The sequence below is a fragment of the Streptomyces sp. GL_140 genome (genome assembly GCF_057834465.1).
Genome location: NZ_CM174404.1, coordinates 7,029,823 through 7,047,091, shown reverse-complemented (window position 1 = coordinate 7,047,091; position 17,269 = coordinate 7,029,823). Strand labels below are relative to the sequence as shown.

16 protein-coding genes and 1 tRNA gene are annotated in these 17,269 nt (G+C 71.0%); 12 read left to right on the top strand and 5 right to left on the bottom strand.

From position 1 onward, the window contains the following. Positions 1-72 precede the first annotated feature (72 nt). From AC3IYJ_RS32825 to AC3IYJ_RS32815, 3 genes are all read left to right on the top strand, one after another. Entirely contained in the window at positions 73-1,251 is a 1,179-nt protein-coding gene (locus AC3IYJ_RS32825; RefSeq protein WP_489398126.1) for an agmatine deiminase family protein, read from the top strand. 77 nt (positions 1,252-1,328) lie between these two features. Then, on the top strand, positions 1,329-2,036 hold the full coding sequence (locus tag AC3IYJ_RS32820) for an urease subunit gamma (protein ID WP_489398125.1): 708 nt from the start codon (positions 1,329-1,331) through the stop codon (positions 2,034-2,036). Between the two features lie 80 nt (positions 2,037-2,116). Beyond that, positions 2,117-3,796 carry an urease subunit alpha gene (locus AC3IYJ_RS32815; protein WP_489403004.1) on the top strand — a complete coding sequence of 560 codons (1,680 nt, stop codon included), beginning with the start codon at positions 2,117-2,119 and terminating at the stop codon, positions 3,794-3,796. Between the two features lie 60 nt (positions 3,797-3,856). On the opposite strand, the gene AC3IYJ_RS32810 is transcribed toward AC3IYJ_RS32815, so the two are convergent. Then, the gene (locus AC3IYJ_RS32810; RefSeq protein WP_489398124.1) at positions 3,857-4,426 is read right to left on the bottom strand and encodes a GNAT family N-acetyltransferase; all 570 of its coding nucleotides are present in this window, start codon (positions 4,424-4,426) and stop codon (positions 3,857-3,859) included. After that, positions 4,426-4,998 (bottom strand): TetR/AcrR family transcriptional regulator, encoded by a 573-nt coding sequence (locus AC3IYJ_RS32805; RefSeq protein WP_489398123.1) that lies wholly within the window; start codon positions 4,996-4,998, stop codon positions 4,426-4,428. Before AC3IYJ_RS32805 ends, AC3IYJ_RS32810 begins: the two co-directional genes overlap by 1 nt. A gap of 314 nt (positions 4,999-5,312) precedes the next feature. Between AC3IYJ_RS32805 and AC3IYJ_RS32800 the strand changes: the two genes are divergently transcribed. From AC3IYJ_RS32800 to AC3IYJ_RS32770, 7 genes are all read left to right on the top strand, one after another. Then, the gene (locus tag AC3IYJ_RS32800) at positions 5,313-6,326 is read left to right on the top strand and encodes an agmatine deiminase family protein (protein ID WP_489398122.1); all 1,014 of its coding nucleotides are present in this window, start codon (positions 5,313-5,315) and stop codon (positions 6,324-6,326) included. Between the two features lie 116 nt (positions 6,327-6,442). Next, positions 6,443-8,152 carry an ABC transporter substrate-binding protein gene (locus AC3IYJ_RS32795; protein WP_489398121.1) on the top strand — a complete coding sequence of 570 codons (1,710 nt, stop codon included), beginning with the start codon at positions 6,443-6,445 and terminating at the stop codon, positions 8,150-8,152. Then, positions 8,149-9,108 carry an ABC transporter permease gene (locus tag AC3IYJ_RS32790; RefSeq protein WP_489398120.1) on the top strand — a complete coding sequence of 320 codons (960 nt, stop codon included), beginning with the start codon at positions 8,149-8,151 and terminating at the stop codon, positions 9,106-9,108. Before AC3IYJ_RS32795 ends, AC3IYJ_RS32790 begins: the two co-directional genes overlap by 4 nt. Next, positions 9,105-9,959: an ABC transporter permease gene (locus tag AC3IYJ_RS32785; protein ID WP_489398119.1), complete on the top strand. Its 855-nt coding sequence runs from the start codon at positions 9,105-9,107 to the stop codon at positions 9,957-9,959. The genes AC3IYJ_RS32790 and AC3IYJ_RS32785 overlap by 4 nt, the downstream gene beginning before the upstream one ends. After that, positions 9,956-10,957, top strand: coding sequence for an ABC transporter ATP-binding protein (locus AC3IYJ_RS32780; protein ID WP_489398118.1), 1,002 nt, complete (start codon positions 9,956-9,958; stop codon positions 10,955-10,957). The genes AC3IYJ_RS32785 and AC3IYJ_RS32780 overlap by 4 nt, the downstream gene beginning before the upstream one ends. Further along, positions 10,954-11,760, top strand: coding sequence for an ABC transporter ATP-binding protein (locus tag AC3IYJ_RS32775; RefSeq protein WP_489398117.1), 807 nt, complete (start codon positions 10,954-10,956; stop codon positions 11,758-11,760). Before AC3IYJ_RS32780 ends, AC3IYJ_RS32775 begins: the two co-directional genes overlap by 4 nt. A 90-nt stretch (positions 11,761-11,850) precedes the next feature. Then, on the top strand, positions 11,851-12,993 hold the full coding sequence (locus AC3IYJ_RS32770) for an agmatine deiminase family protein (RefSeq protein ID WP_489398116.1): 1,143 nt from the start codon (positions 11,851-11,853) through the stop codon (positions 12,991-12,993). 165 nt (positions 12,994-13,158) lie between these two features. Here the strand turns inward: AC3IYJ_RS32770 and AC3IYJ_RS32765 are convergent. After that, positions 13,159-13,243 (bottom strand) — tRNA-Leu (locus tag AC3IYJ_RS32765). Between the two features lie 593 nt (positions 13,244-13,836). Here AC3IYJ_RS32765 and AC3IYJ_RS32760 point away from each other — a divergent pair. Beyond that, complete coding sequence (locus tag AC3IYJ_RS32760; protein WP_489398115.1) at positions 13,837-15,054, top strand: low temperature requirement protein A; 1,218 nt, start codon at positions 13,837-13,839, stop codon at positions 15,052-15,054. Here the strand turns inward: AC3IYJ_RS32760 and AC3IYJ_RS32755 are convergent. After that, complete coding sequence (locus AC3IYJ_RS32755; RefSeq protein WP_489398114.1) at positions 15,038-15,979, bottom strand: beta-ketoacyl-ACP synthase III; 942 nt, start codon at positions 15,977-15,979, stop codon at positions 15,038-15,040. The two genes, AC3IYJ_RS32760 and AC3IYJ_RS32755, sit on opposite strands and share 17 nt — an antisense overlap. 204 nt (positions 15,980-16,183) lie before the next feature. Here AC3IYJ_RS32755 and fdhD point away from each other — a divergent pair, with 204 nt between their 5' ends. Then, positions 16,184-17,017 carry a formate dehydrogenase accessory sulfurtransferase FdhD gene (gene fdhD / locus AC3IYJ_RS32750; protein ID WP_489398113.1) on the top strand — a complete coding sequence of 278 codons (834 nt, stop codon included), beginning with the start codon at positions 16,184-16,186 and terminating at the stop codon, positions 17,015-17,017. Here the strand turns inward: fdhD and AC3IYJ_RS32745 are convergent. Then, the gene (locus AC3IYJ_RS32745) at positions 16,981-17,232 is read right to left on the bottom strand and encodes a hypothetical protein (RefSeq protein ID WP_489398112.1); all 252 of its coding nucleotides are present in this window, start codon (positions 17,230-17,232) and stop codon (positions 16,981-16,983) included. The genes fdhD and AC3IYJ_RS32745 overlap by 37 nt on opposite strands. Positions 17,233-17,269: the final 37 nt, after the last annotated feature.

Below are 17,269 nucleotides of genomic sequence, written 5' to 3'. Positions count from 1 at the left end.
GAATTTTCAGTCAGTGACAGAGTGCGAGCCGTGGCCGAAACCGGCACGCCCACCTGATCTGGAGAAATACCGATGAGCGACTCCCCCGGCGCCAGCCGCTCCCTCGTCAGCCGGCTCTTCGGAGCCACGCCCTCCCGTCGCCGCGTGCTGGGGGCCGCCGGCCTCGGCGCGGCCGGTGCGGTGCTGGGCGGTTCGGCCGCCTCGATGGCCTCGGCTGCGCCCCGGCCCGCCAATCCGACGCTGCCGCGCTGGTGGGTCGACCGCGACGACGTCCCCCACGCGCGCACCTGGATGTCCTGGCCCTCGCGCTCGTCGATCTGGGGCGGCCGCGCGCTCGGCGGCGTCCAGGAGGACATCGCGCTGATCGCCAAGACCATCGCGCGCTACGAGCCCGTGGTCATGTGCGCGCCGGACTCCTACACCGCCTCCACCGCCCGTTCCTGGTGCGGCCCCGCGGTCACGGTGCTCACCTCGATCCCCACCGACGACCTCTGGATGCGCGACACCGCCCCCGTCTTCCGCCGGGACGGCCGCGGCGGGCTCGACGCGATCGGCCTGAACTTCAACGGCTGGGGCAACAAGCAGACGCACTCCTACGACGCCGACGTCGCCGAGCTCATCGCGCACGACGGTTACCTCGCCTTCAGCCGGACGGACTTCGTCGGCGAAGGCGGCGCGATCGAGACCGACGGCGACGGCACCGTGATGGCCACCGAGAGCAGCCTGGTCAACAAGAACCGCAACCGGGGCATGAGCCGGAGCCAGGTCGAGGAAGCCGTCCTGCACGCCTACGGCGCGGACAAGATGATCTGGGTGCCCGGCATCAAGGGCAAGGACATCACCGACGACCACATCGACGTGACCTCCCGCTTCATCGGGCCCGGCGTCGTGATGGTGCAGGTGCCCCCGGCGGACCGGGACGACGTCTGGGCGCGCGATGCCCGCGAACAGCTCTCGATCCTCTCCAACGCCACGGACGCCCGGGGCCGGCGGCTGAAGGTCATCCAGGTGGCCGGTCCGGACACCGTACGGTCGAAGAACCCCCAGTTCGTCGACTCGTACCTCAACTTCCACGTGGTCAACGGGGCTGTCATCACCGCCCAGTTCGGTGACCAGGCGAAGGACGCGGCGGCCAAACAGGCCCTCGCGGCGGCCTTCCCCGGCCGCTCGGTGGTGCAGCTCGACGTGGACCGCCTGATGGCCGGCGGCGGCGGCATCCACTGCTCCACGATGCACGAGCCGCTCCCGTAGGACCGCCACCCCCGTCCGGACCCGGTCGGCCGGCGGGCCGTCCCGCGGCCGTCCGATCCCTTCACAGATGAGGCCGTATGCGACTGACACCGACCGAGCGGGACCGGCTGCTGATCTTCACGGCGGCCGAGCTGGCTCGGGCCCGACGCGCCCGGGGCGTGAAGCTCAACGTTCCCGAGGCGACCGCGCTGATCACCGACACCGTGTGCGAGGCGGCCCGGGACGGCCGCAGGCTGGCCGAGGCGATCGCCGCGGGGCGCCACGTGCTGAGCGCCGACGAGGTACTGCCCGGGGTGCCCGACGTGGTCACCTCGATCCAGGTCGAGGCCGTCTTCGACGACGGCACGCGGCTCTGCGTCATCGACGACCCCTTCCGGCAGGAGGGTTCGCTCGGGGCCGACGCCCCGGGCGCCGGGCTGCCCGGGGACGGCGCGGGCTACGAGCCGGCCGGGGCAACGATCCGGCTGCGCGTGCGCAACACCTCCAGCGTGCCGATCAGCGTCACCTCGCACTTCCACTTCTTCGAGACGAACCCGCGCCTCGCCTTCGACCGAGGTGCGGCCTACGGCTCCCGGCTCTCCGTACCGGCGGGCTCCTCGGTCCGCTTCGACGTCGGGGCCTCGGTGGAGGTGGAGCTCGTACCCATCGGCGGGGCACGCGTCGCCATCGGTTTCGCGGGGCTGGTCGACGGCCCCCTGGACGCGCCCGGCGCCCGCGAGGCCGCCCTGGCCAAGGCCCGTGCCACGGGGTACCTCACCGAATACCAGGAGGAGCAGCAGTCATGAGCGCCAGCGTCTTCGACTCGGCGGGCTGCCACGGCCGTCCGGGCGCCGCCCCGGCCGACAGCACCGATCCGCACGACTACATGGCGGTCCACGGCCCCAGGGCCGGGGACCGGATCCGGCTCGGCGACTCCGGGCTCATCGTGCGCGTGGAGTCCGACTCCCAGAAGCCCGGCGACGAGTTCCTGGCCGGCTTCGGCAAGACCGCCCGCGACGGCCTGCACCTCAAGGCCGCCGCCGTCCGCGACACCTGCGACATCGTCATCAGCAACGCCCTGGTCATCGACGCCGTCCTCGGCATCCGCAAGACCAGCATCGGCATCCGCGAGGGCCGCATCCACGCGATCGGCCGGGCCGGCAACCCCGACACCCTCGACGGGGTGGACGTGGTCGTCGGTACCGGCACCACGATCGTCTCCGGCGAGGGCATGATCGTCACCGCCGGTGCCATCGACACCCACGTGCACCTGCTGTCGCCGCGCATCATGGAGGCCTCGCTGGCGTCCGGTGTGACCACGATCATCGGCCAGGAGTTCGGCCCGGTCTGGGCGGTCGGCGTCAACTCCCCCTGGGCGCTGAAGCACGCCTTCAACGCCTTCGACGCCTGGCCCGTCAACATCGGCTTCCTCGCCCGCGGCTCCTCCTCGGACCCGGCCCCGCTGATCGAGGCCCTGGCCGAGGGCGGCGCCAGCGGCTTCAAGGTCCACGAGGACATGGGCGCGCACACCCGCGCCCTGGACACCGCCCTGCGCGTGGCCGAGGAGCACGACGTCCAAGTCGCGCTGCACACCGACGGGTTGAACGAGTGCCTCTCCGTCGAGGACACCCTGCGCGTCCTGGACGGCCGGACCATCCACGCCTTCCACATCGAGGGCTGCGGCGGCGGACACGTCCCCAACGTCCTCAAGATGGCCGGCGTCCCCAACGTCATCGGCTCCTCCACCAACCCGACCCTGCCCTTCGGCCGGGACGCGCTGGGCGAGCACTTCGGCATGATCTTCTCGGCCCACGACCTCAAGGTCGACCTGCCCGGCGACGCGGCCATGGCCCGCGACCGGATCCGCGCCGGCACCATGGGCGCGGAGGACATCCTGCACGACCTCGGGGTCATCGGGATCACCTCCTCCGACGCCCAGGGCATGGGCCGCGCGGGCGAGACCGTACGCCGCACCTTCGCCATGGCCGGGAAGATGAAGACCGAGCTCGGGCCGCTGGACGGCGAGGGTTCGTACGGCACGGCGCAGAGCGGCGACGACAACGAGCGCGTGCTGCGCTACATGGCCAAGCTGACCATCAACCCGGCCATCGCACACGGCCTGTCGCACGAGGTCGGCTCGATCGAGGTCGGCAAGCTCGCGGACCTCGTCATGTGGTGGCCCCAGTACTTCGGCGCCAAGCCCCAGTTGGTACTCAAGGGCGGCTTCCCGGCCTACGGGGTGACCGGCGATCCGAACGCCTCCACGGACCGCTGCGAACCGCTGGTCCTCGGGCCGCAGTTCGGCTCGTACGGGGCCACCGCGGCCGACATATCCGTGGCGTTCGTCGCGGAGGCTGCCGTCCAGAACGGTGACCTGATGCCCACCCGGCGGCGCCGCGTCGCGGTCCGCGGGACCCGGGGCATCGGACCGAAGGACATGCTCCGCAACGCCCGTACGGGCAGCGTCGACGTGCACCCCGGTACGGGTCTGGTCTCGCTCGACGGCGAACCGCTGGTGTCCGAGCCGGCCGATTCCATCTCGCTCAGCCGCCTGTACTTCCTCTAGGCCTGTTCGTCCGAGTGGGGCTGCTGAGGCCCCACTTGGACGACGGCACGCCCAAAATCCCTACAGGGTCCGGCGGAAGTCCAGCATGCAGAGCACCTTGTCGTACCGGCGTTCGCCGACGGCCACGAAGTCGGGCAGCCGCCCGTACTCGGTGAAGCCCAGCGAGGCGTAGAGCCCCAGGGCGCGCTCGTTGTCCCCGCGCGCGTCCAGGGTGAGGACCTCGATGCCGGCCGTCCGGGCGTCCTCGATCAGTGCGGCCGTCAGCGCCCGGCCGATGCCGCGGCCGTGGATCCCGGGGGCGACCGCGATCTTCTCCAGGTCCGCGTGCGGCCGGTGGGTGGGGCGGGCGTAGCGCTGCCAGTACCCCAGCCCGACGAGCCGGGGGCCGAGGTAGGCGGCGCGCAGGGCCGCGTCCCCGGCCCGTACGGCGGCTACGAGGCGTTCGAGCAGCTCCGTGACCTCTTCGGGCCCGGGCGGCTCGACCCAGCCCAGGGCCGCTCCCTGGGCCACCAGCTCGGCCAGGATCCGGTGCGCCTGCGCGCCGAACCGGGCCGCCCGCTCGGGGTCGCAGGCCGGGTCCAGGGCGTCGAGCAGGCTCAGCACTGTGACCGGACGGTCGCTTGCGGACACTAGACGTCCAGCTCCGTGTCGATCGCGTCGGCGAGGAGCCTGCGCGCGTGCTCCAGGGGCAGGGAGCCGCTGAGCCAGCGCACGCTGAGGCCTTCGAGCAGGGCGGTCAGCCGTTCGGCGGCGGCCGCATGCTGCGGGGCGGTGCCGGTGGGCCGGGCCTGGGCCAGGAGGTAGGAGATCTCGTGGACCCAGCTGTGCGTGGCCTTCGCGACGTCCTCGCGCAGGTCGGCGTCGAACACGGCGCTCGCCCTGAGCTCGCCCCAGGCCGTGCTGTTCTCGCGGACCTCCGGGGTGTCCTGGAGCTCGAGGAGCAGGACCTGCGTCAGCTCTGCGCGGGGGCTCTCGGGCTCGTCCAGGCCTGCTTCGCGCTCGGCGGTGTAGCGCTCGGCGCGGTCGCTGATGAACTCCAGGGTCCGGCGCAGGATCCCCGCGCGGTCGGTGAAGTGGTAGTAGATCAGCGAGGTGGACACGCCCGCCTCGGCTGCCAGCTCCCCCACGCGGAGCCCGCGCACGCCGCGTCGCGCGATCACTCGCGTGGCGGCTCTGAGTATTTCTGTTCGACGGTCTGACACGAAGGGTCACTCTACCCGTCGGGTCCGCCACCTGGGGCTTTTTCCTGACCGTAACATCAGGGGCAATATTTCCGGTGAATATGTCGCGATCATGCGCATTCGGAAGCCCCCCACCCCCTCGTCCCGCCTCGGGACGAGGGGGTGAGATCGGCCCACACGAGACCCGGTGTGGCCGATTCCGCATCAGCTTGGCCAGAACCATTGACTGAATTTTCAGTTCGGTGGAGGATGCGGGCACATCATCACACCTCTTGGCCGCGGCGACGGCATGTCCTCGGCGCGAAGACTGACTAAATTTTCAAACAGGAGAGATCATGACTACCTTCCGGATGCCGGCCGAGTGGACCGACCACGAAGGCTGCCTGATGGCCTGGCCGACACGGCAGGAGCTGTGGGGCGACGTCTTCGACGAGGTCAAGGCCGAGTACGCCCAGGTCGCCACGACGATCGCCGAATTCGAGCCGGTCACCATGGTCGCCGTGCCCGGCAGTGGCGACGAGGCCCGCGCGCTGTGCGGCGCGGGCGTCACCGTGATCGAGCTCCCGATCGACGACTCCTGGTTCCGCGACTCCGGCCCGATCTTCGTCCTCGACGAGAACGGCGAGCGGGCGGGCGTGGACTTCCGCTTCAACGCCTGGGGCGGCAAGCACTCCCCCTACGACACCGATGACAAGATCGCCGGCGCCCTGCTCGACCACTTCGGCGTGGACCGCATCGACTCCCGGATGATCCTCGAGGGCGGGGCGATCACCGTGGACGGCGAGGGCACCCTGATCACCACCGAGCAGTGCCTGCTGCACCCGAACCGCAACCCGGACATGACCAAGGAGGAGATCGAGGCCGAGCTGATCGCCCGCCTCGGTGTCACCAAGGTGATCTGGCTGCCGTACGGCGGTCTGCTGGACACCGAGACCGACGGTCACGTGGACGGCGTCTGCGCCTTCGTCGCCCCCGGCAAGGTGATCATCTCGGTACCGAGCGACCCCGCCCACCCCGACTACGAGCGCATGCGTGTGAACCGCGCCGTCCTGGAGTCGGCCACCGACGCAGCCGGGCGCCCGCTCGAGATCATCGACCTGCCGCAGAGCAACCTCGTCGAGGTCGACGGCCGGGAGACGGAGGTCAGCTACATGAACTTCTACGTCGCCAACGGCGGGGTCGTCGTACCGGTCGCCGACACCCCCGAGGACGAGGGCGCCCTCGCGGTCATCGCGGCCGCGCTGCCGGGCCGCAAGGTCGTCGGGGTCCGCACGCGCGTGGTCGCGTGGGGCGGCGGCGGCATCCACTGCATCACCCAGCAGGTACCCTCCGCCCACCGCACCGCCTGACCGGCTCACCCCCTTCGCCGCGCACGGGCCGGCGGCCCGCACCCGAGTTCCCCTCCTCGTCCCAGTCGGCCGCCCGGCCCGTACCTCCCCCGCCCAGCATGGAAGAGAGAGCACCGATGCCCAGATCCCTGCCCTGGTCCAGCGCCGCCAGCTCCGCGCGCGGCCAGTCCGCCGGCACCGGGTCCGCCAGTACCCGCTCCGCCCGGCGCCGGTACGCGCTGCCCGTCGCGGCCCTGGCCGCCATCAGCCTGGTGGCCGCCTGTTCCGGGCCGCCGAAGGGCGGCGCGCCCGCGAACGACACGGCCTTCAAGCTGTCCGCCGGTACCCCGGCCGCCGCCGGTGAGCTGGACTCCTTCACCTGGGCGCTCTACGCGGAGCCCCCCACGCTGGACTACATCTCGGCCTTCGACTACCCGCAGAACACGATCCTGTCGAACGTCTGCGAAAGCCTGATGAAGTGGACCCCGCAGCTCACCATGGCTCCGGGGCTGGCCGAGAAGGCCACCAATTCCACCCCGCTGACCTGGGTCTACGATCTGCGCCCGAACGTGAAGTTCCACGACGGCGGCACGATGACCGCCGACGACGTGGTCTTCAGCCTCGGCCGCCAGATGAACCCCGACCTCGGGGCCGCCTGGAACAGCAACTTCGCCAACGTCGAGTCCATCCAGAAGACCGGACCGCTCCAGGTCACGGTCAAGCTGAAGGAGCCCGACTCGCAGTTCCCGCAGTACATGGCGACGGCCGCCGGCGTGGTGGCCTCGAAGGCCGGCGTGGAGAAGGCGGGCCAGAACTACGGCACCGCCGGCAGCCTGGACTGCACGGGCCCCTTCAAGCTGGGCACCTGGAACAAGGGCCAGTCGATCGAGCTCCAGCGCTTCGACGACTACTGGGGCACCAAGGCCAAGTCCAAGAAGGCCCTCTTCACCTTCCTGACCGACCCCTCCGCCCGGACCAACGCCATGCTCAACGGCGAGGCCGACGGCGGCTATCTGATCCCCACCGAGAGCTACGACCGGCTGCGCAAGAGCGGTGCGGGCACGCTCTACTTCGGCGAGGGCCTCAGCACGGTCAACGTCAACGTCACCAGCATGAAGGGCGCCCTCGGCGACGTCCGCGTCCGCCGGGCCCTGTCCCTGGCGCTGGACCGCCGCGGCTTCGTCAAGGCGGGCCTGGGCGGCGCGGGCACCGTCACCACCTCGCTCACCACCAAGGGCGTCTGGGCCACGGCCCCCGAGAACCTCAAGAAGGCCGCCTTCGACGGGCTCCCCTCGGCCGACCAGAACATCGAGGCGGCCAAGAAGATGATCGAGGAGGCGGGTGCCACCGGCAAGACGGTCACCATCGCCACCAGCTCGATCGGCCAGGACGTCTCCCTGCTGGCCACCGCGGTCCAGGACGCCGGCACCAAGATCGGGCTGAAGGTCGAGCTGAAGACCATCGCCCCCAACGCCTTCACCTCGCTGTTCACCGACCCCAAGGCGCGCGAGGGCCTGGACATGTTCCCGGAGACGTACTACGACTCCATCACCGACCCGATGGACCTGCTGAGCAACTTCCAGACCGGGGCCTACCAGAACTACGCCGGCTACAGCGACGAGGCCTACGACTCGCTCGCCGACAAGGCCCGCGCCGAGTACGACCCGGCCAAGCGCTTCTCCGCCGCCGTCGAGCTGCAGAAGAAGGCGGCCGACCAGCTGCTGTGGATCCCGGTCGCCGAGTGGCCGACCGCCGTCTTCCTGAACAAGCGGATCACCGGCGCACCGACCACCATCTCCTACCTGTACTACCCGTGGGCCGCGGACGTCGGGGCGGCCGCGCGATGAGTTTCCTCCGCTTCGCCGTACGGCGGCTGGCCGAGATGGCAGCCACCCTGCTCGCGGCCTCCTTCATCATCTTCGGCGCCCTGTACCTGGCCCCGGGCAACCCGGCGAGCTTCCTCCTGGGCGGCCGGTCGGCCTCCCCGGAGGCCCTGCAAGCGATCAACGAGCACTACCACCTGGACGACCCGTTCGTGGTCCGCTACGGGCGCTGGCTCGGCCAGGTGCTGCACGGCGACTTCGGCCGCTCGATCACCTACCGCACCGACGTGTCGCGGCTGCTGGCCGACCGGCTGCCCAACACCCTGATGCTGATCACGATGGCGCTGGTACTGGTCCTCGTGTTCGGCCTGATCCTCGGCTGGATCGGCGCCGTCCGCGGCGGGAAGACCGACTCGGCGATCCTGGTGACCACCACCTTCGCCATCGGAACCCCCTCGTTCGTCGCCGCGGTCATGCTCCAGGGCCTGTTCGCGGTGACCCTGCACTGGTTCCCCACCGGGGGCACCGGTGACGGGTTCCTCTCGATGCTGTGGCACCTGACCCTGCCGGCCGTCGCGCTGGCGCTCTACCTGATCGGCATGCTCGCCCGGGTCACCCGGGCCGCCATGCTCGACGTCCTGGGCCAGGAGCACGTCACGGTCGCCCGCAGCCGGGGCGTCTCCGAGAGCCAGGTCATCCGGCGCCACGTGTTCCGCAACGCGCTGGGCACCGTGCTCACCACGGGCGGGCTGATCGTCTCCACACTGCTGGTCTGCACCGTCCTGGTGGAGTCGGCCTTCAGTGTGGGCGGCATCGGCCAGCTCCTCGAACTGTCCACCACGACCAAGGACTTCCCCACCGTGCAGGCCATCTCCCTCATCATGGTCGCGCTGTTCATGACGGTGAACCTCGTCGTGGACCTGCTCCATCCCCTGGTCGACCCCCGGGTCGCCCTCGGCCCCGCGAAGAAGGCCGCGTGAGTTCCGTCCTGGTGCGCCGGCCGGGCCTGTCCCGGATCCGGACCTCCCGCTCCCCCCTCTCCCTGCTCTGCATGGGCTTCGTCGCCGTCCTCGTGATCGTCGCGGTGTTCGCCCCCTGGATCGCCCCCTACGATCCCAACGCCATCGACCTGGGCAACGCCCTCGCGGGACCCTCCGCCGACCATCTCCTCGGGGTCGACGCCTCCGGCCGGGACACCCTGTCCCGGCTGGTCCTGGGAGCCCGCACCTCGCTGCTCGGCCCGCTCGGCGTGGTCGTCTTCTCCACCCTGGCCGGTGTCGCGATCGGCACCACCGCCGCCTGGCGGGGCGGCTGGCTCGACTCGGTGCTCTCCCGCAGCACCGAGCTGGTCTTCGCCTTCCCCGGCATGCTGCTGGCCATCCTGATCGTCTCTGTCTACGGCGAAGGGCTGCTGGCCCCCGTCATCGCCCTGGCGATCGCCTACCTCCCCTACGTCAGCCGGCTCACCCGCTCCCTCGTACTGGCCGAGCGCGCTCGCCCGTACGTGGAGGCGTACCGGGTACAGGGCCACTCGGGGCTGCAGATCTGTCTGCGCCACGTCATCCCCGGCATCGCACCCGTCGTGCTGGCCCAGTCCACGATCAACTTCGGCTACGCCCTGATCGACCTGGCGGGCCTGTCCTTCCTCGGGCTGGGCGTACCCGCCCTGACCCCCGACTGGGGCCGCATGGTCTTCGACGGCAACGTCGCCATCCAGTCCGGCTACCCGCTCTCGGCGATCGTGCCGTGCGTGGCCATCGTGCTCACCGTGGTCGCCTTCAACGTGGTCGGCGAGCGCTGGGCCGACAAGGTCGCCAGGAGGGACCGATGACCACACCCGACACCAGGAGCCTGGACATCCAGGGACTCCGGCTGCACCTGCCGAACGCCGTCCGGCCCGTCCTCGACGGGGTCGACCTCGCCGTCGGCGCCAGCGAGACGGTGGCCCTGGTCGGCGAGTCCGGCTCGGGCAAGTCCCTGACCTCGCGCAGCGTGCTGCGGCTGCTGCCCGAAGGGGCCCGGACGGAGGGCGCGGTACGGGTCCTCGGCGACGACGTGCTGACGATGACCCCGGCGCAGCTGCGCGTACTGCGCACCAGCACCGCGGCCATGATCTTCCAGGATCCCCGGGCGGCCATCAACCCGATGCGGCGCGTCGGCGACTTCCTCACCGAGAGCATGCGGCTCAACGCCAAGATGGCCAAGGACGCCGCCGAGGAGCGGGCGGTGACGATGCTGGAGGCCGTCGGCCTCACCGGTGCGTCCCTGCGCAAGTACCCCGGACAGCTCTCCGGCGGCATGCTGCAACGGGTCATGATCGCGGCCGCGTTGATGGGCGATCCCGCCCTGATCCTCGCGGACGAGCCCACCACCGCGCTCGACGTCACCACGCAGGCCGAGGTGGTCGCCCTCCTCGGTGATCTGCGCGAACGCTTCGGCACCGGGCTGCTGTTCGTCACGCACGACCTCGGTCTGGCCGCCGCGATCAGCGACCGCGTGTACGTGATGTACGCGGGCCGGATCGTCGAAACGGGCTCCGCCGACGACCTGTTCAACCGGCCGCGCCACCCGTACACGGTGGCGCTCCTGAACTCCACCCCGCGGCTGGACGGACCCCGGGGGCGGCTCGCCGCCATCGAGGGCCGGCCGCCGAGCCTGCGCGAGGAGCTCACGGGCTGCCCGTTCGCCGCGCGCTGCGTGTTCGCGACCGATGTGTGCAGGCAGGAGGCGCCCGAGCTGCTCCCCCTGGTCACCGAGCCGGCCCGGCTCGTCTCCTGCCACCACAGCGACGAGGTCGCGGCGAAGGAACGGAAGGAACTCCACCCATGACGACCACGACGAAGACCGTTCTGGAGGTCTCGGGCCTGCACCGCTCCTACGGGAGCGTCCGGGCCGTGGACGACGTGTCGTTCCAGCTGTCCGAAGGCGGCTCCCTCGGGATCGTCGGCGAATCGGGGTCGGGCAAGACGACCACCGCCCGCATCGTCGTCGGTCTGGAGACCGCCGACAGCGGCCGGGTCGAGATCAACGGCCGTGACCGGACGGAACACCGGCGCGGCAAGGCGCGTCGCCTGGAGCGGGCCCGCGAGATCCAGATGGTCTTCCAGGACCCCTTCCTGTCCCTGGATCCCCGCATCACCGTGGGCGGGGCGATCCTCGAAACCCTCAAGCTGCACTTCCCCGGCACCGACCACACCGGCCGGATCACCGAACTGCTCGACCAGGTCGGCCTCGGAGCACGCGAGGCCGACGCACTGCCCCGGCAGCTGTCGGGCGGACAGCGCCAGCGTGTGGCGATCGCCCGCGCGCTGGCGGTCGAGCCGTCCGTCCTCGTCCTCGACGAGGCGGTCGCCGCCCTGGACGTCTCGGTGCAGGCGCAGATCCTCAACCTGCTCTTCGACATCCGCGAACAGACCGGCATCGGCTACCTGTTCATCACCCACGACCTCGGCGTAGTGCGCTGTGTCACCGACGACGTGATCGTCATGCGGCACGGCCGGATCGTCGAGGCGGGTCCCACGGCACAGGTACTCGCCGACCCCCAGCACCCTTACACGCGCCTGCTCCTGGAGTCCGTACCCCGCCCGGGGTGGGACCCGCGGAGCATCGCCGCCGCGCGCCGCGCCCTGTGAGGGGGGCCGTGGGCGCGTCGGCGCCCACGGCCCATCGGTTCACCACTGCACGCATTCGCGCATCCACGCATGACTGATCGGAGATCAGAGATGAACGAGCACGTCGTACGGACCCTGGACAGAAGAGGTTTCCTCGCGGCGGCGGGCCTCACGGCCGCCGGCGCCGCGCTGGCGTCGATCGGCGGGCAGGCCTTCGCGGCCGTCCGCCCCTCGGCCGCCGCCTCGGGGGGCTTCGCCGTCCCGATCGACACCGTCCGGCACACCCGGACCTGGATGGCGTGGCCCGACAGCTCTGCCATCTGGGGCAACAAGCTCTCGGGTGTCCAGGCGAACATAGGCCTCATCGCGAAGACCATCGCGAAGTACGAGCCGGTCGTGATGTGTGCCAACCCCGCGAGCGTCGCCAAGGCGAAGAGCGCCTGCGGGTCGGCGGTCACCGTCATCAGCACGATCCCGGTCGACGACTGCTGGATGCGCGACACCGGCCCGGTGTTCCGTACCGACGGGGCGGGCGGCCTGGACGCGATCGGCACCAACTTCAACGGCTGGGGCAACAAGCAGACCCACGCCAAGGACGCCCTGGTCGCCGGCCGCATCGCGGCCTACGCCGGAGTTCCCTTCAGTGCCGCCGGGTTCGTCGGCGAGGGCGGCGCGGTGGAGACGGACGGCGCCGGCACGCTCATGGCCACCCGCAGCTCCCTCATCAACTCCAACCGCAACCCCGGTAAGACGCAGGCGCAGTTGGAGGCCGCGCTGTGCGCAGCCTTCGGCGCGTCCAAGGTCGTCTGGTTCAAGGGCGTCCTGGGCAAGGACATCACCGACGACCACGTCGACGCCACGTCCCGCTTCCTCGCCGAAGGGGCGGGCCTGGTGCAGATGCCGCTCGCGAGCGACACCGACGCCTGGTCCAACGACGCACGCGCGCAGTACCAGATCCTGTCCACCACCGTCGACGCACAGGGCCACACGGTCGCGGTCACCAAGCTCCAGGGCCCCGACTACAACAAGATCCGCTCCACCAACCCCGACTTCGTCGGCGCGTACGCCAACTACTACGTGTGCAACGGCGCGGTCATCTCCCCGCAGTTCGGTGACACCAGCGCCGACGCGGCGGCCAAGGCCACCCTCCAGCGGGTCTTCCCGGGCCGGGTCATCGAGCAGCTCAACATCGACAGCCTGGGCGGTGGCGGCGGCGGCATCCACTGCGTGACCCAGCAGCAGCCGGTCGCGTAACGGCTCCTCCCCCACGGGCCCCACCCACGCATCCGCGCACCCACGGACCACGGATCCACGGGTGCGCAGATGGACGGACCGCCGGACCGCCAGGCCGCCGGACCGTGGAAACAGCTCTGGCCCCCTGCTGTTCGCAGGGGGCCAGAGCGACCTTCCGGTCTTTTGTGTCCGAGGGGGGACTTGAACCCCCACGCCCGATAAAGGGCACTAGCACCTCAAGCTAGCGCGTCTGCCATTCCGCCACCCGGACCAGGTGGTCGGCCCCGGTTTCCCGCGGCGACATGGACAACAATAGCAAAGGTTCGGCGGGGTTCCGACCAGGTATTTCGTCGGGTCCGAGTTCGACGCGCCGCGCTGACCTGCGGGCATGTCCGGGGGCGGGCCCGCAGGCGCCGCGAGACGATCCGTCTCGAAAGCCTGGGCGTCGGCGTTGCCCGCACGCCGTTCAGCAGGTCGTCGCCGTGCTGCCAGGCGTAGAGCGTGTCGCCGTCCTGGTAGCCGTAGTACGTGCCGCAGCGCAGGGTCGCCCGGTCCCGGGCGTCCTTGGGGAACCAGTCCGGGCGGCCCCGAGTGCGACGACGACTCCGGCGGTGGCCAGGACGATGGTCTTGCGGCTCATGCGGCGTTCGCTCCCATTGGTCTGCTTGCTCGGGTTGCTCGCCGATTGCGTGGTTCCATCCTCCGGGCCGGTGCCCGTGGATCCGTCAGGCCTTCGGCCGGGATCCGCTTACCCCTGCGGCCTGATGTCCCCTGAGGGCTCCCGGATTCTGATACCGGCTGGACACCGGGGTTCCCAGGCGGTCGGATGGGCGCCGCATGTTCGATCACAGGGGGGAACCACACATGGAAACCGAGCATCGCGTCAGCACGCTGGAGCTCTTCTTCGACCTCGTCTTCGTCTTCACGATCACCCAGCTGACGGTGCTGTTCTCCGACGACCTCACGCTGCGGGGCGCCGGGCGGGTGCTGCTGATCTTCACGGTGCTGTTCTGGATGTACGGCGCCTACGCGTACCTGACCAACCAGGTGCCGCCGGACCGGCCCGGGCGGCGGATCCTGATCCTGCTCGCGATGGGCGCCTTCCTGGTGTGCGCGCTGGCCGTGCCGACCGCCTTCGGGGACGGCGGGGTGGCCTTCGGGCTCGGCTACTTCGTGGTCGTGGTGATGCACAGCGTCCTGTACAGCCAGGCCTACGGGCGTAGCGTGCTCTGGTTCGCGCTGCCCAACGGGCTGTCCGCCCTGACGGTGACGGCCGCCGGGCTGTTCGACGGGCCCGCGAACCTGGGCCTGTGGGGGCTGGCGCTGGTCTTCCAGTTCGCCACCCCCGTCATCTCGCGCTGGGCGGCGGCGGGCGGGGCCGAGGCCGCCGCCGGGACCACCATGGACGACCAGCTCGGCGGGATCGGCGCCGCGCACTTCGTGGAGCGGCACGGGCTGCTGCTGATCATCGTGTTCGGCGAGTCGGTGATCGCGATCGGCATCGGGGTGGGCTCGCTGCCGCTGACCTTCGGGATCGCCGGGGGCGCCTTCCTGGCGCTGACCGTGGGGGCCACCCTGTGGTGGATGTACTTCGTGCGCGACGAGGGCCGCGCCGAGCACGTCTTCGCGAACACCCCCACCGACCGGCGTTTCAAGATGGCGCTGCGCGCGTACTACTACGCCTTCATCCCGATGCTGCTGGGCATCGCGGGGTTCTCGGCGGGTGTGAAGAAGAGCATCGGGCACCTGGGCGAGCAGCTGCCCGCCGGGCCCGCCTTCGCCCTCGCGGGCGGGGTCGCCTGCTACCTGGCCGGGGACGTCGCCTTCCGGCTGGTGCTGGGGATCCGGCCGGTACGGTTCCGCGCGCTCGCGGTGGTGCCCGTACTGGGTACCGCGGCGGCGGGGATGCGGCTCGGCGGCGCCTGGCAGCTGACCGGGCTGGTGCTGGTGCTCCTGGCCTCGCTGACGGCGGAGGCCCGGAGCTGGGGGCGGAGGCCCTCGGGAGCCACCCCCGCCGGGGTGGCTCCCGAGGAGCCGCGGGGCTCGGCCGGAGCCGGCGCCGGGGCTACGGGCAGCGGATGACCTGGCCCGCGTAGGACAGGTTGCCGCCGAAGCCGAAGAGCAGGACCGGGGCCCCGGAGGGGATCTCGCCGCGCTCGACCAACTTGGACAGGGCCATCGGGATGGAGCCGGCCGAGGTGTTGCCGGAGTCGACTACATCGCGGGCCACGACGGCGTTGACGGCGCCGATCCTGGCCGCGAGCGGCTCGATGATCCGCAGGTTCGCCTGGTGGAGGACGACCGCGGCCAGCTCCTCGGGGGTGACCCCGGCCTTCTCGCAGACCTTGCGGGCGAGCGGCGGGAGCTGGCTGGTGGTCCAGCGGTAGACGGACTGGCCCTCCTGTGCGAAGACCGGCGGCGAGCCCTCGATGCGGACCGCGTGGCCCATCTCGGGGACCGAGCCCCACAGGACCGGGCCGATGCCGGGTTCGGCGCTGGCCTCGACCACGGCCGCACCGGCTCCGTCGCCCGTGAGGACGCAGGTGGTGCGGTCGGTCCAGTCGGTGATCGCGGTCATCTTGTCCGCACCGATGACCAGGGCACGGGTGGCGGCGCCGGCCCGGATCGCATGGTCGGCGGTGGCCAGGGCGTGCGTGAAGCCCGAGCAGACGACGTTGATGTCCATGACCGCGGGGCTGGCGCCCATGCCCAGCTTGGCCGCGACGCGCGCGGCCATGTTGGGGGAACGGTCGATGGCGGTCGAGGTGGCGACGAGGACGAGGTCGATGTCGTCCGGGCTCATGCCGGCGCTCGCGAGGGCCTTGCCTGCGGCCTGGTAGGCCAGCTCGTCCACGGGCTCTTCGGGACCTGCGATGTGGCGGGTCTTGATCCCGACGCGGGACCGGATCCACTCGTCGTTGGTGTCCACCATGGCCGCGAGGTCCTCGTTGGTCAGCACTTTCGCGGGCTGGTAGTGCCCTAGCGCCACCACGCGTGAACCGGTCATGGGCGGGGTCCCCCCTTGTAAGGCAGTCAGGATGTTCCAGCTTTGCCTGCTACCGGTGGGTACGAGGGCGCGTGACCCGACAGGATTCAGTGCCCTGAATTTGGAGCTTCCCGAGGATCGTCCAGCCGGGACGGGGCCCGAAGCGGATCCGGGAGAATGGGGTCCTCAGGCATAGGACGAAGACGGAACAGGTGGGCTGATCACATGGGACGGGTCACCGAACGCCGTCGTGTCGTCCGGATCCGGAACGGCGTCGCGGGCACCCGGGCGGACACCTTGGTGGCCGAGGAGCCCCTGGAAATAAGGCTGAACGGCAAACCGCTGGCGATCACGATGCGCACCCCGGGCGATGATTTCGCTCTCGCCGTGGGCTTCCTGGCGAGCGAGGGCGTGCTCGCCCGCGCATCGGACGTCCAGGCCGTGACCTACTGCGAGGGCGCGGCCGAGGACGGAACCAACACCTACAACGTGGTGAACGTACAACTGGCCGCCGGCGTTCCGGTGCCCGACATCACGCTGGAGCGCAACGTCTACACCACCTCCTCGTGCGGCCTGTGCGGTAAGGCCAGCCTGGACGCGGTGCGCACGGCGACCCGGTACCCGGGGCTCGCGGACGATCCCGTACGGATCCCCGCGCGGCTGCTCGGGCTTCTGCCCCAGCGGCTGCGCGCGGAGCAGAAGGTCTTCGACAGCACGGGCGGGCTGCACGGCGCCGGGCTGTTCTCGGCGCAGGGCGAGCTGCTCGACGCCCGGGAGGACGTGGGTCGCCACAACGCGGTGGACAAGGTCGTCGGGCGGGCGCTCCAGGCCGGTCTGCTGCCGCTGGCGGGCTCGGTGCTCCTGGTGTCCAGCCGGGCCTCCTTCGAGCTCGCGCAGAAGGCGGTCATGGCGGGCATCCCCGTCCTGGCGGCCGTGTCGGCGCCGTCCTCGCTGGCGGTGGACCTGGCGCGGGAGTCGGGACTGACGCTGGTCGGGTTCCTGCGGGGCGGGAACATGAACATCTACGCGGGCGAGGAGCGGATCGTCCTGGAGGGGTGAGGCCGACGCGGGGGCGGGGCGGCCGCGGGGGCGGGCTCGATCTTCTCGGCCGCCACGTGGTCGGTGCCCGGGGCTGCCTGGACCGTCTTCTGCAGCGAGGCCTTGCCACCGCCGTGGCCACCGCCGTCGGCCGCGTTGGCGACCCCGCCGCCGAGTACGAGGGTGCCGAGGAGGAGGACGGCCGAGGTGACGGCGATGCGCTTGCTGATCTTCATGGAGGAGCTCCTTGCCGTGGGGGGTTCGACTGACACC